General features: G+C 66.5%; 10 protein-coding genes. 3 read left to right on the top strand and 7 right to left on the bottom strand.

Annotated elements, in window-relative coordinates:
* The first annotated feature begins 54 nt into the window (after positions 1-54).
* A complete protein-coding gene (locus tag AC0B44_RS12830) occupies positions 55-2,460 on the top strand; it encodes a phosphoketolase family protein (protein ID WP_471903243.1) in 2,406 nt (801 codons plus the stop codon).
* Between the two features lie 40 nt (positions 2,461-2,500).
* Here the strand turns inward: AC0B44_RS12830 and AC0B44_RS12825 are convergent, their stop codons facing one another.
* The 4 genes from AC0B44_RS12825 to AC0B44_RS12810 form a co-directional block, all read right to left on the bottom strand.
* Complete coding sequence (locus AC0B44_RS12825; RefSeq protein ID WP_471903242.1) at positions 2,501-3,307, bottom strand: HAD family hydrolase; 807 nt, start codon at positions 3,305-3,307, stop codon at positions 2,501-2,503.
* A gap of 19 nt (positions 3,308-3,326) precedes the next feature.
* Entirely contained in the window at positions 3,327-5,771 is a 2,445-nt protein-coding gene (locus AC0B44_RS12820) for a glycoside hydrolase family 65 protein (protein ID WP_471903241.1), read from the bottom strand.
* Between the two features lie 35 nt (positions 5,772-5,806).
* The gene (gene otsB, locus AC0B44_RS12815) at positions 5,807-6,622 is read right to left on the bottom strand and encodes a trehalose-phosphatase (RefSeq protein WP_471903240.1); all 816 of its coding nucleotides are present in this window, start codon (positions 6,620-6,622) and stop codon (positions 5,807-5,809) included.
* A gap of 138 nt (positions 6,623-6,760) precedes the next feature.
* Positions 6,761-7,843 (bottom strand): helix-turn-helix domain-containing protein, encoded by a 1,083-nt coding sequence (locus AC0B44_RS12810; protein WP_471903257.1) that lies wholly within the window; start codon positions 7,841-7,843, stop codon positions 6,761-6,763.
* A 112-nt stretch (positions 7,844-7,955) separates the two neighbouring features.
* Between AC0B44_RS12810 and AC0B44_RS12805 the strand changes: the two genes are divergently transcribed.
* Positions 7,956-8,417, top strand: coding sequence for a 6,7-dimethyl-8-ribityllumazine synthase (locus AC0B44_RS12805; RefSeq protein ID WP_471903239.1), 462 nt, complete (start codon positions 7,956-7,958; stop codon positions 8,415-8,417).
* Positions 8,418-8,441: 24 nt separating this feature from the next.
* Here AC0B44_RS12805 and AC0B44_RS12800 read toward each other — a convergent pair whose 3' ends face one another.
* Entirely contained in the window at positions 8,442-9,341 is a 900-nt protein-coding gene (locus AC0B44_RS12800) for an SDR family oxidoreductase (RefSeq protein ID WP_471903238.1), read from the bottom strand.
* Between the two features lie 128 nt (positions 9,342-9,469).
* Between AC0B44_RS12800 and AC0B44_RS12795 the strand changes: the two genes are divergently transcribed.
* Positions 9,470-10,555, top strand: a complete 1,086-nt coding sequence (locus AC0B44_RS12795) for an AraC family transcriptional regulator (RefSeq protein WP_471903237.1) — start codon at positions 9,470-9,472, stop codon at positions 10,553-10,555.
* A gap of 579 nt (positions 10,556-11,134) precedes the next feature.
* Here AC0B44_RS12795 and nirD read toward each other — a convergent pair.
* Both nirD and nirB read right to left on the bottom strand, forming a co-directional pair.
* Positions 11,135-11,470: a nitrite reductase small subunit NirD gene (nirD, locus tag AC0B44_RS12790; protein ID WP_471903236.1), complete on the bottom strand. Its 336-nt coding sequence runs from the start codon at positions 11,468-11,470 to the stop codon at positions 11,135-11,137.
* Positions 11,467-13,977 (bottom strand): nitrite reductase large subunit NirB, encoded by a 2,511-nt coding sequence (gene nirB / locus AC0B44_RS12785; RefSeq protein ID WP_471903235.1) that lies wholly within the window; start codon positions 13,975-13,977, stop codon positions 11,467-11,469. The genes nirD and nirB overlap by 4 nt, the downstream gene beginning before the upstream one ends.
* Positions 13,978-13,984: the final 7 nt, after the last annotated feature.

Raw genomic sequence — 13,984 nt, 5'->3', positions numbered from 1 at the left:
CGGGTACCCGACCGGAGCACGAACCGACCTGCCGGCAGGCGACCGAGGAGAGCAATGGAGTCGAGGACAGCCATCAGCACCGGGGCGGCGAGTCCCACCGGCTCCGAGTTCGACGACATCGACGCATGGTGGCGTGCGGCGAATTACCTGTCCGTGGGCCAGATCTACCTGATGGACAATCCGCTGCTGCGTGAGCCGCTGCGCCCCGAGCACATCAAACCGCGGTTGCTGGGGCACTGGGGCACCACACCCGGACTGAACTTCATCTACGCCCACCTCAACCGGGTCATCACCGCGCGCGATCTCGACATGATCTACGTGATGGGCCCCGGCCACGGCGGCCCCGGCCCCGTCGCAGCGGCATGGCTCGAAGGCACCTACAGCGAGCGGTATCCCGGTGTCTCGCAGGACGAAGCCGGAATGACGCGCCTGTTCACCCAGTTCTCGTTCCCGGGCGGCATCCCCAGCCACGTCGCCCCCGAAACACCAGGATCCATCCACGAGGGCGGCGAACTGGGGTATTCGCTGGCCCACGCCTACGGAGCGGCGTTCGACAATCCCGACCTGATCGTCGCCGCCGTCGTAGGTGACGGCGAAGCGGAGACCGGGCCGCTGGCCGCAAGTTGGCATTCCACCAAGTTCGTCGACCCGCGCCGCGACGGCGCAGTTCTGCCGATCCTGCACCTCAACGGCTACAAGATTGCGAACCCCACCGTCCTCGCCCGCATCGACGACGAGGAACTGATCTCGCTGCTGCGCGGATACGGGCACGAACCGCTCGTCGTGTCCGGGTCCGACCCCGCGGAGATGCACCGGGCGTTCGCAACCGCGCTGGACTGGGCACTGAACCGTATCGCCGAGATCCAGGAGCGTGCCCGGGAGACAGGGGACACCGTGCGCCCGGCGTGGCCGATGATCGTGCTGCAGTCACCCAAGGGATGGACCGGTCCCGCCGAGGTCGACGGAACGCCGATCGAGGGCAACTGGCGGGCACACCAGGTGCCGTTCGGCAACGCCCGCAACGACTCCGGCCACCGCAAGATCCTCGAGGAATGGATGCGCAGTTACCGGCCCGAGGAACTCTTCGACGACAGCGGCGCGCCCGTCGCCCGGATCGGTGACCTGCACCCGGTCGGCGACCGGAGAATGAGCGCCAATCCGCACACCAACGGCGGCGCGATCCTCCGCGATCTGGTGTTTCCCGATTTCCGCGACTACGCCGTCGGGATAGGCACTCCCGGGACCGAGATCGCCGAGGCCACCCGCGTACTGGGCGAATTCCTCCGCGACGTGATGGTGCGCAATCCCGAGACGTTCCGCATGTTCGCGCCGGACGAGAACAATTCGAACCGGCTCGACGCCGTCCTGGAAGCCACCGACCGGACCTGGAACGCCCGGACTGTGCCGGGCGACGACCATCTCGCCCCCGACGGGCGCGTGATGGAGGTGCTGTCCGAACACATGTGCCAGGGCTGGCTCGAGGGCTACCTGCTCACGGGCCGGCACGGTCTCTTCTCCTGCTACGAGGCCTTCGTCCACGTCGTCGACTCGATGTTCAACCAGCATGCAAAGTGGCTGCGCACCACCAACCGGATCGAGTGGCGCAAGCCGATCCCGTCGTTGAACTATCTCCTCACGTCGCACGTGTGGCGGCAGGACCACAACGGCTTCTCCCATCAGGACCCCGGTTTCATCGACCATGTCGTCAACAAGAAAGCCGAGGTCATTCGGGTCTATCTGCCGCCGGACGCCAACACCCTGCTGTCGGTTGCCGACCACTGTCTCCGCAGTCGCCAGTACGTCAACGTGATCGTCGCGGGCAAGCAACCGGAACTGCAGTATCTCGACATGGATTCGGCAGTCAGCCACTGCACCAAGGGAATCGGGATCTGGGAGTGGGCATCGACCGACGAGGGAACCGAACCGGACGTGGTCCTCGGATGCGCCGGTGACGTGCCCACCAAGGAGACCCTCGCGGCCGTCGAGATTCTGCTCCGCTGGTTCCCGGACCTGAAGATCCGCGTCGTCAACGTGGTCGACCTGATGAGATTGCAGGACGATCGCGAACATCCGCACGGTCTTCCGGCCGCGGACTTCGACGCCTTGTTCACCACCGACAAGCCGGTGATCTTCGCGTACCACGGTTATCCCTGGCTGATCCACCGCCTCACCTACCGGCGCACCAACCACGACAACATCCACGTGCGCGGGTACATCGAAGAAGGCACGACCACCACCCCGTTCGACATGTGCGTCCTCAACCGGATCGACCGATTCCACCTGGCGAAGGACGTCATCGACCGGGTCGAGCGCATCCGGCCCATCGCCGGTCACGCCCGCGAACACCTCCTCAACGCCCTCGCCGAGCATCACCGCTACATCCGTACCCACGGCGAAGATCTGCCCGAGATCACACAGTGGCAGTGGCGTGGCCCGGACGCGGTCACCTCGTCCTCCTGAGGGCGGTACGCGCGGAAGACCCACACTCAGGCGAAAGGCTTCAGGCGAAATCGGTTTCCGGGCGGCGCAGTACCGGCTCGCCACGGACCAACCGGGCCACATCGACCTGGTCGAGCGAGGTGACGACGAGGTCGGCACCGGCCTCGGCCAGGCCGCGCTCGTCGTCGGCACGCGCGATCCCGATCGAGAGCATGTGTCCGGCAACGGCTGCTTCGATGCCGCTCACCGCATCTTCGACGACGACACAGTTCTCCGCAGGTACACCGAGTTCGGCTGCGGCAGTGACAAAGATTTCGGGATGGGGCTTGCCGTGGGCGAAGTCGCGGCCCGAGAGGTCTGCGTCGAACATGTCACTCAGCGTCGCGCCCTCCTCGACCGAGGCGGTGTCGAGACCCTCGTTCCGCGCGAACACGTCCATCCGGACCGCGCGCAGAAACCGGAATGCGTTCTTCGACGACGACGCCGCGGCGATCGGGATGCTCGCTGCCCGCAACGCGAGCACCAACCGCAAGGCATCCGGATACGCCCGGAATCTGCCGTCTTCGATCAAGCGGATCAGCAGATCCTGCTTGCGGTCGGCATAGGTGCGGAGGTGTTCGTCATCGTCCGGAATCCCGAAGTACCGCAACGCGGCACCGGCACCTTCCATGCGCGGCCGGCCCGACATCACCTCTTGATAGACGACCGGGGTGAACGCCTCCTCCGACCACGAACTGCGGTCGCGGAGCGGCGCCCAGTCGCCGAGCATCAACTCCCGCAGGCTCTCACGCCACGCGTGCTCGTGGGGTGAGTCGACGAGCACCCCGTCGACATCGAAAATCGCGCCGTCCAGAGAGTGCCCTCTCATCGTCGCTCCCGTCGTCCGGTCAGGCCGGTAGCTCGTGCCGGTCCGATGCCGACGGCACCGGCGGAATATGGAACACGTGCGACGCACCCGCGCCGAGTTCGATGATACTGTCGCCGACGCCCACCCGCACCGGCACCCGGAACCCTTCGGCCTCGGCGAGGACGGTCAACTGGTCGCCGGAGATGCGCACGCGCAGGGGAGTGCCGCGATACCGCATCGAGAACGACACCCCGTCGAGCCGGTCCATCAGGCGAGGGCGGAACATCAACGCGCCGCCGTAGATCCGGGCTCCGACGTAGTAGCGCTGCACGAGGTCCAGCGTTCCGGCCATCACCCCCATGTGGATGCCTTCCTTGGTGGTGCCGCCCTGCAGGTCGCTCACATCGCTTTCGAGCGCCACCATGAAGCGCTCCCACGACGACTCCGGATCGAACGCCGCCAGCACACCTGCGTAGGTGAGGAAACTCAGCGTCGACCCGTGCGAAGTCCGCTGGTCGTAGTATTCGACGGTCCGCACAGCGAGTGCTCGGTCGACGTCGTAGCCGAGTCGCGCGAACAACGGTTGCAACTCGTTGAAGTCGAACAGGAAGAACAGCATCACCGCGTCGGCCTGCTTGGAGACCTTGTACCGGTTCGGGTCCTTACCTTCCGCCCGCAGGATGCGATCCATCCGCTGAATGTTCCCGTACTTGCGGCGGTAGTGGTCCCAGTCGATCTCCTCGAGGTCTTCGTATCCCTCGAACTGGCTGATCACACCGTCGTGGAACGGCACGTACATCTTGGTGGTCATCTGCGACCACGTCTCCAACTCGCCGTCGGTCACCCGCAGGCGGGCGCGCAGCGCCGTCTGACGGCTCGCGGACAGCCGCTCGAGGACGTCGAGTGCCTTTCCCGCGATCCACGCGACCATGACGTTGGTGTACGCGTTGTTGTTCAGTCCCGCTGCCTCGACACCGGGGTAGCGCTCGTGGAATTCGTCGGGGCCCATCACCCCGTGGATCTCGTAGCGGTCCCGTTCGGGGTTGTACCGGGCGATCGACGACCAGAACCGGGCGATCTCTAGCATCAACTCGGCGCCGAAATCGGCCAGGAAATCGAAGTCGTCGGTTGCCTGGTAGTACCGCCACACGTTGTAGAAGATCGCGGCGCTCACGTGACGCTGATTGCGGCTCAGATCCGGATCCCACTGTCCCGACAGGGGATTGAGATGGACGGTCTGTGTTTCCTCCGTGCCGTCGCTACCGCTCTGCCAGGGGAACATCGCACCGTCGTACCCGGCTTCGCGCGCTGCGGCCTGTGCTTCCACCAACCGGCGGTACCGATACCCGATCAGGCCGCGCGTGACGTCGGGCATCCGGAGGTCGAGGAAGGGGTAGACGTACAACTCGTCCCAGAACACGTGCCCGCGGTACGCCTCGCCGTTCAGGCCGCGCGCCGGGACGCCGGCATCGTGCCGTGCGGTATGCCGCGAACACACCTGCAGCACGTGCGCGACGTGCAGTCGCAGCAGCATCTGGACGCGGGGTTCGCGGGGCACCCGGATGTCGCAGATGTCCCACAACTCGTCCCACGCTGCCTCGTGCTCGACGTACGCCTCGTCGAAGCCCGGATAACGCACCACGTGACGCCCCGCCGCTGCGAGCGGTTCGGTGATCGCGTCGTCGCGGGCGGTGAACATCGCGACGAGTTTCTCGACCCGCATGGGGGTGCCCGGGGTGACGTCGAAGGCGAGCACCTGCTGGATGTAGTCCTCCATCTGGTACAGGTCGCGTTCGACGTCGAGGCAGTCCTGCTCACCTTCGTAGAAGACCTGCGTGCGGGCGGCCTGGGCGATGTAGATGTCGGATTGGCGTGTCTGCACCTTCAGGGCGATCGTGTCGGGGCTGAAGGTTCGGGGCGAGACGGGATCGAGGTGGCGGCCTTCGAGTTCGCGGTAACGTGCCACCGCGCGGTTCGTCATGCGCCCGTCGAGTGCCGACACCAATTCGATGCGTCCGGACCAGTTCTCGGCGGTGATGGTCCAGGACAGGCCACCCTGGTGCCGGTGCGCCATACTCACGAACCGCCGGCTGTGCAGGGTGGTTTCGCGGCCCTTGCGGTCCCGGAACCTCACCTTCCGTATGACCGTGGCGGTGCGGATGTCGTAGATGTGGCGGTACGACAGGATTTCGACGTTGGACAGCCGGATCGCGTCCTCACCCTCGATGCGCAGTTTCAGCACCAGCCAGTTGGGGAGGTTGACGAGATCCTCGTTGAGGACGGGACGCCCGCCCATGATCGTGGTTTCCCGGTTGTAGCAGCCGTGGGAGTAGGTCCCGGGATAGTGGACCTCGCCCATGTCCTCCCACTCCGCCGTGCCCCGGGTGCAGAAGTACCCGTTGCCGGTGGAGGTCATCGTCTCGCGGAGGCCCTCCTCGTCCGGATCGAAGGTGGTGTATTCGAGGGTGAACTCCGGGTCGGACACGCTTACCTCCAGGGCGAGTAGCGGTGGGCGACGAATCAGTGGGCCAGGGCTGACAGAAACGTCTCGACGTCCTTCACGGAGCCGAGCACGAAGTCGGCCGAGGTGCTGCGGCCCGCCATCTCCGGGTCGTCGGGACGGCCGACGAGAATGCCGACACCTCTGCCCTTCAACGCCTCGAACGCGGTTTCGTCGGTGATGTCGTCGCCCAGGTAGAGCGGAACGATGTCGTCGGACTTCAGCCCGAGAACGTCGATGAGGTGGAGTACGGCCTTGCCCTTGTTCCAGTCGATCGCCGGGGTGAACTCGTACACCATCTTGCCGGGGACCAGTCTGAGCCGATCGATGTTGCGGTCGCGCAGTTCGTGGATGATCTCGTCGACTCGTTCGCGGGTGTCCGGTGCGGCCTGGCGGTAGTGCACGGCCACCGACGCGTGTTTGGCTTCGATGGAGACGCCGTCGAGACCGCGGAGTCGCTCGCGCAGGGTCGCCGTCGTCTCTGCGATCAGATCCGTGAAGTCGGTGAGCGCTTCGTGTACGACCTTGCCCCGCGCGGGGCTCCAGATGTCGAATCCGTGGCTCCCGGCGACGATCAGCGAATCGACGCCCATCAACTGCTGCACGACCTCACGGTCACGGCCGGTGACGATGCACACCGAGCACCGGTCGGCGAGAGCGAGCACGGTGCGACGCATGCTGTCGGACCACACCGCGTCCTCGGGGCGGGAAACGATCGGTGTCAGCACTCCGTCGTAGTCCAGGAACACCGCCGGGCGGCGGCCCTCCAGTCGCTGCCGCAGCGCCTCCGAGCCGAGTGCCGGGGGCAGATCACCCACGGTCGATACCGTTTTCATGTGGGCCGTACCTCCTGCCGTCGGGGTCGTCCCCAGTGGTTCAGGGCTCCGCGCGCACCTGTCCGCACGGAGAACACATACAAACCGTACACCCTGGGGACATGCACCCGGAGGCAATGAAAGGCGCGCGGCCCGTCGTCATCGAAGGCGGCGCCGCCACCGGGCATCGTCGGCCGTCAGTTGCGTGACCAGGTGTTCCGCCGCGTCCGAGTTGCGGAACGGACCGGACAGCAGATCGGCGTAGACGTGGGACGGCGCGACACGCCGCAAACCTCCGTGACGGTCCATCCGGTCGAACACGACGGGGGACCAGGGGATCGCCACGACGACATCGCCACCCCGGTCGACGGGCCGCAACCCGAGCGCCGCCGCGAACTCGTCCGGGTCGTCGGCGTAGACCTCGACGGCCACCGGTTCCGCGTAGTCGGTCGCTCCGACACCGGTGAGCGCGTACGGGATGTCGACGTGTTCGGCGAGTCGCTCCCGAACGGCGGCCACGCCTTCCGGCGCGGCGAAACGGCGGACGGCACAGACTTTTCGATCCGCGGCCCACGCGCGCAGCATCGGTTCCCATCGCACCTCGGTGATCGCGCCCCGCGGGATCCGGCGGATGAGTTCGCGTTCGACGAGGACCTCGACTACGCGGTAGGTGGCGCCGGTCGATGCTCCCGACAGCTTGATCAGCTCGGGGACGGTGATCTCGCCCTCGTGGTCTGCCAGGGCACGGACCACCCGATCGGACGGTTCGCCGGTGAGGACGCCGGAGGGTCTGCCCGGACCGCGCCACGGGTCGGCGTCGGCGCCGCGGTTGCGCACCCAGATCGCCGGGCGTGTGGCCATCAGTGCCAGGTTGCCGGTGGCGTCCGCATAGGAAATGCCGTGCTGGTCCAGCTGTCTGCGCACCGGATCGGACAGATAGTGGGCGCACACGAATCCCCGGTCCGATTCGGACAGTTCGGCCGTAATGCGTGCGACGTCGCCGCTGAGCACGCCCCGCGACGGGATGACGGCGAACGACACCGACTCACCGTCGGGTGCGGTGACGAGGAGGCGTCGGGGCGCCTCGGGGGAGCGGGACCGGTCGGCGCTCAGACTCCATCCGAGGGGCAGACACGCCTCGAGACCTGCGGCGGCGCGCCGGTAGATGTCGATGTGGCGTTCGGGTCGCGGACCGGCTGAATTCTCTGCGGCGGCCAGGGAGTCCTGTTGTGTCACATCCACCACACTAGCCACTCTGTGTACGACGGAAAACCCTCTTTCCGGAAGTTCCGTCGTGGTGGATTACCCGGTGCCCTCGCAGAAGACGAAGATTCCATGCGCTAGCGTCGTGCGCATGACTGACAGCGCCGGCCGGATCGCATTCATCCAGGCCACATGGCATCGCAACATCGTCGACCAGGCGAAGGCCGGGTTCACCGACGAGATCGTCTCGCTCGGATGGTCCGCCGACAACCTCGATTTCTTCGAGGTCCCCGGCGCATTCGAGATTCCCCTGCACGCTGCACGTCTCGCGCGCACCGGCCGGTATGCCGGCATCGTCGCCGCGGGCCTGGTGGTCGACGGCGGCATCTACCGGCACGACTTCGTCGCCACCGCCGTCATCGACGGATTGATGCGCGTCCAACTCGACACCGATGTTCCGGTGTTCTCCGTGGTGCTCACCCCGCATCACTTCCACGAGCACGACGAGCACGTCTCGTACTACACCCGGCACTTCGTGACGAAGGGCGCCGAAGCGGCTCGCGCTCTCGATTCCACCGTCACCTCGCTGCGCGCGTTGCCGACCGCCGACTGATCCGCGGCCGGCAACGCACCGGCGTCAGCGCGCCTGTCGCTGCGTCTCGCTGTCGGCGACGGGCGAGGGAGCGGGCGCGGCCTCGGTGCGATTCCGGTAGGCGGCCCGTGCGTTCTCGTCCGACTCGAGAACCACGGACTGGAGTCCGAACACTCCGGAGATGCGGTGGCGGGCAGCCTCGGGCATCAGGCGCAGGACGGCGAGGATGCCGCCCGCGGTGCGCGGTACGTAGCGCAGACCGGGCCGTTCCGAGCCGATCACTCCGGTGATCGCCTGGGCGACGTCCTCGGGGCCGACCATCGCGACGCGCTGGATCAGCGCGTTGGGCTTGATGCCCGCAATCAGTTCGGTGCGTACGAATCCCGGAGCGATCGTCGAGACGGTGACGCCGGTACCGGCGAGTTCCTGCCGCAGCACGGAGCCCAGACCGATCACCGCGTGCTTGGTGGCCGAATACACCGCGATCCCGGGTGCTCCCTCGATGCCGACGACGGACCCGAGGTTGACGATGTGACCGTGCCCCTGCTCGGTGAAGCGCGCGGCGGCGAGCTTGGACCCGATGATCACGCCCCGCACATTGATGTCGATCTGGCGATCGGACACGGCGTCGGATTCGTCGAGGAAACGTCCGGTCGGCATGATGCCTGCGTTGTTGACCACGACGTCGAGTCCGCCGAGTTCGATTGCGGCGAGGTCGAGAAACTGTTCGAACGAGCCGCGATTGGTGACGTCGAGGGGCAACCCGAGCACGGTGGTGCCGAATCGTGCGGTCAGCACGGCGGCCGTTTCCTCCACCAGGGCCGCATCGATGTCCCCGATGACGACCTGCGCGCCGGAACGGAGAAGGGCCTCCGCGGTCGATCGTCCGATACCGCGTGCGCCGCCGGTGATCGCGACGCGCTTGCCCTGTGCACCTCGGGTCATGTGTTGCCGTCCTTAATTCTCGAGCGGGTATTGCCGTGTGCTCAACCTAGGAAGCGGAGCGCCGGAGATCCATGTCGAAAGCGGCTGTTTCTTGTGGATTTCGGCCACGTGGCCGATGATGGCACGTCGTGACGACCTTGGTCCCTCGCCGTGCCGCGACCAGCGCACGGCTTCTCGTGGACTTCGCCCGCGAGCGCGGTATCGACGCGCATCTGGTTCTCCGCGGCACCGGTGTACCCGCCGAGGGACTTTCGAATCCCGCACGCGAGATCACGGACGAACAGGAACTCGCGCTGATCCGGAATCTGGTGGCGGCGCTGGACGATGCGCCGGGGTGCGGATTCACGCTCGGTGCGTCGTATCAGGCAGCCGTACACGGGATCTACGGATACGCGCTGATGAGTTGCGCGACCGTTCGGGAAGGGATCGAGGTGGGTACGCGCTACTTCGATCTGTCGTACGCCTTTTCGCGGGCGACGCTGGCGTACGCGGACGGCGAGGTGCGGTTCTCGCTCGACGACCGTGACGTTCCGCGCGACGTGCGGGGATTCCTTCTCGAACGCGATCTGTCCGGAATCCTGGCGCACTGGACTGCCCTGTGGGGCAGCCCGGTCGAGGTCCGGCGCATCGAAGTCGACGAGTCGCTGTTCGGTCGCATCGCACCGATGGTGCGCGAACACGGCTACGAGGTGGTGTCCGTGTCCGGGCCGCACACGGTCGTGGTGGACGCGGCTGCGGTGGAGCGCCCGATGCCGACTGCCAGCGCGGCCGCGTCGGCGTTGCTGCTCGAAGAGTGCGCGGAACTCCTTCAGCGGCGGCGGTTCCGCAGTGGGACCGCGTTCCGGGTCCGTGAGATCCTGCTCCGTGCCGCCTCGTCCGATGCGACGCAACAAAGGGTGGCGGGGGAGTTGGGGCTCAGTGTGCGGACGCTGCGGCGAAGGCTCGACGAGGAAGGAACGTCGTACCGGGAGGTTGTTGCGGAGACGTACAGCGCGGTGGCCGAAGAACTTCTCACCGCGGGGCTCTCGGTCGAACGGGTCGCGCACCGCTTGGGGTATTCCGATGCATCGAGCTTCACGGTAGCTTTCACGAGGTGGACGGGAACGACTCCGGGCCGACGTGCCAGGGGAGCGCGTGGGTCTGGGAGGGACGAGATCCGATCACTCCCCGGCGGAGCGGAATCGGAGCAGGGAAGGACGACGGGGTGGGAGTAGAACGGCGCCCGGCGTGTGCGTTCGGTCGGACCGGAGGTTGATGATCGCCGTAGTCCTCGGGAGAATTCTGGACCGGACGGAACAAGAGAATAAACATAACATCTGGCCGTCTTCACCGCAGCTCATCTCTGTCACACCACTCACCACCGCTACACATCACCCGCACCTACACCAGGGGCCGGTCGAAGTGGCGAGCAAGCCTCCGATGCCGGTGGGTGGGCGAACAGGCCTGCCACCGCACGGTGCGCCACGGCGGCAACTATCGGTACATGCGACAGGGGAGCGCGCACTTCGCAGGTGAGGCGATCGTGCACGCGGGTTCCGCCGGACGGCAGCGGCTGTAGCTCACGTTCGTGTTCCCAGCGACGGAGAAGCACCATGCTGGACTTCTCGTGGAACCTCCGACCGCGCTCCATGTTCGCGATGGTGAGGTTGTCGAACTCGACCGGCAGCACCCCGAAGAGAAGTAGCGGTGCGCGTCCGAGGCGCACCCCGACCGGCACCTCGTCGATCGACGACGACGCACCCCACTGTGGACCCTTCCCTCGAAGGGAACGGACGATAGCAGGATTGTCGGCGCTATTTCGTGGAGAACGGTGCCAGCAGGATCCGGCCGTCGTTCACCCGGACCGGATAGATGCGGACGGATCCGACCCCGCGACCGGCGCAGGCACCCGTGTCGAACGAGAACGAGTACTGATGCAGGGGGCACACCACGGCGGAGTCGTCGATCTGCCCATCGGCCAACGGCCCACCCTTGTGCGGGCACACGGCGTCGGTGGCGCGAACGGACCCGTCGGACAGCAGGAACACGGCGATCTGCTGATCGTCCACCGTGTACGTGCGCCCCTCGCCGCGGGTGAGGTCCGAGACCGGTCCGAGGTCGACGACCGCGCTGTCGTCCACGGCGGTCATCGGACGGGAACCTGGGGGAGCGGCAGCAACGGCAGCGAGGGCGCGAACTGCGCGGGGGACTTGGGGTCCGAACGATCGAGCCACGGATCACGGTAGCCGGCAACGGCAACGTCGAGGCGTTCGTCGAGTCCGGCCACGATGGTCTCCTCGTCTCGAATCAGCAGGGTCTGGAGGCGATCCAGTCCGATGCGCGGCACGAAGGCGTAGGTGCGTTCGAGCCACTGGGCGTTCTCCCGGTAGTACTGGATGAATCGTCCGGCCACCGAGAGCACTTCGTCGACGGAGTCCACGGTCGCGAGCAGGTCACCTTTGCGGATGTGCGCGCCGGCCGCGCCCCCGATGTAGATCTCCCAGCGTCCGTCGCCGACGGCGACCACCCCGAGGTCCTTGCACAGCGCCTCCGAACAGTTGCGCGGGCACCCTGCCACGGCGAGTTTGAGTTTCGCCGGTGTCTCGAGACCTTGGAAGCGTTCCTCGAGGGCGATCCCCAGGTTCGTCGAATCTCCGAGGCCGAACCGGCAGAAGTCGCTGCCGACACAGGTCTTCACGGTGCGAAAACTCTTGCCGTAGGCGAAACCCGACGGCATGTCGAGATCGGCCCACACCTTCGGCAGGTCTTCCTTCTTGATGCCGAGCAGGTCGATGCGCTGCCCGCCGGTCAGTTTCACCAGGGGAACGGAATACTTGTCGGCGACATCGGCGATGCGGCGCAATTGATCGGGAGTGGTGACACCGCCCTTCATCTGGGGGACGACGGAGAACGTGCCGTCGCGCTGGATGTTGGCGTGCACCCGGTCGTTGATGAACAGTGCGCCGCGTTCGTCGACCCAGTCGGGTCCCCACAGGGTGCGCAGCAGCGACGCCAGCGGCATCTTCGCGGTGGCCTCTTCCCGCCCGCCGGGCGCGAGTTCGGCGAACACCTGCGACACCGAGCGCAGGTCATGCTCACGAATCGCTTCGATCAGTTCGGGTTTGGTCATCGGGATGCACGGCACGTACCAGTTCGCGGCGGGGTCTTCGGCGAGAGCACCGTCGGCCGCGCACGCGACGATGTCACCGACGAGCGCCTTGCAGGATCCGCAGCCTTTCCCGGCCCGGGTGGCGGCACCGACCTCGGCGAGGCTGGTGGCGCCGTTGTGGACGCACGCGACGATGTCGCCCTTGGTGACCCCGTTGCAATTGCACACCTGGGTGCTGTCGGGGAGATCGGCTGCGACATCGGCGCCTTGGGGCTCGCCGATGTCGAAGAGCAGGGCCGCGCGATCCTCAGGGAGTTCGATGACGCCGTCGAATGCCTGGCCGAGCATCGACGCCTTGCCGATGTCGCCGAGCAACATCGCACCGATCAGTTTGTCGTCGCGGACGACGACGGCCTTGTAGACGCCGCTGCGCGGATCGTAGAACTGCACGAACTCGTCGTCCTCGCGTTCGGGTCCTTTGACACCCATTGCCGCGACGTCGATTCCGGCGACCTTGAGTTTGGTGGTGGTGCGCGACCCCTCGTAGGCGGCGTTCGGGTCGGTGCCGGTGAGGTGCTGGGCGAGGACGACAGCCTGCTCCCACACCGGCGCGACCAGTCCGTACACCTCGCCCCGGTGCTGCACGCATTCTCCGACGGCATAGACGCTGGATTCGTCCTCGCAGCGCATCTGATCGTCGACGACGAGTCCTCGCTCGACGAGAAGTCCTCCGGTGCGTCCGAATTCGGTGTTGGGGCGGATACCTGCCGCGACGACCACCATGTCGGTGGGGACGACGGTGTCGTCCGCGAACCGCACTCCGGCCACGTCGCCGTTGCCGTCACGTTCGATGCCGACCGTGCGGGCACCGGTATGCACGGTGATGCCGAGCTTTTCGATCTCGGTGCGGAGAACCCGGCCACCACGCTCGTCGAGTTGCTGGTTCATCAGATGCCCCGGCGAGTGCACGACCGTCACGTCGAGTCCCTGGGTGCGCAACCCGTACGCGGCTTCGAGGCCGAGCAGCCCGCCGCCGACGACCACAGCCGACACGTCGTCGCGCGACTCCGCCATCTGCAGCATCCCGTTGGTGTCGGCGATCGTGCGGAATCCGAACACGCCGCGCCCGAGGCGCCCGTCCGGTTCGCGCAGGCCGTCCATGTTGGGAAAGAAGGTCGACGAGCCGGTGGCGACGACGAGAACGTCGTAGTCCACCGACCGGCCCGATTCGCAGGTGACCTTCTTGGCGAAGCGGTCGAGACGGACCGCGCGGTCACCCGCGTACAGGGTGATGCCGTGGTCCCGGTACCAGCTCATGGGGTTGAGGACGAGATCGTCGTCGTCGACGGTCGCTTCACCGGACAGCACGTGGGAGAGCATGATCCGGTTGTAGTTGCCGTACGGTTCGTCGCCGATCATGGTGATGTCGAAGAGGTCGGTTCCGCCGCGCGTGAGGATCTCTTCGACGGTGCGAGCACCTGCCATGCCGTTTCCCACGACGAGCAGCCGACGACGCGGGGTCTCCGGTGGGATCGGGGTCGATGTCATGACTTCG

This window comes from Rhodococcus sp. NPDC019050 (genome assembly GCF_055664235.1).
Note: the sequence above shows the minus strand (reverse complement) of the source record. Positions and strands in the feature narration are given on the sequence as shown.

Coding starts and splice junctions, on each gene's coding strand:
- AC0B44_RS12825 (WP_471903242.1), bottom strand. CDS start 3,307: ATGAGAGGGCACTCTCTGGACGGCGCGATTTTCGATGTCGACGGGGTG.
- AC0B44_RS12830 (WP_471903243.1), top strand. CDS start 55: ATGGAGTCGAGGACAGCCATCAGCACCGGGGCGGCGAGTCCCACCGGC.
- nirD (WP_471903236.1), bottom strand. CDS start 11,470: ATGACCGCCGTGGACGACAGCGCGGTCGTCGACCTCGGACCGGTCTCG.
- AC0B44_RS12805 (WP_471903239.1), top strand. CDS start 7,956: ATGACTGACAGCGCCGGCCGGATCGCATTCATCCAGGCCACATGGCAT.
- otsB (WP_471903240.1), bottom strand. CDS start 6,622: ATGAAAACGGTATCGACCGTGGGTGATCTGCCCCCGGCACTCGGCTCG.
- AC0B44_RS12800 (WP_471903238.1), bottom strand. CDS start 9,341: ATGACCCGAGGTGCACAGGGCAAGCGCGTCGCGATCACCGGCGGCGCA.
- nirB (WP_471903235.1), bottom strand. CDS start 13,977: ATGACATCGACCCCGATCCCACCGGAGACCCCGCGTCGTCGGCTGCTC.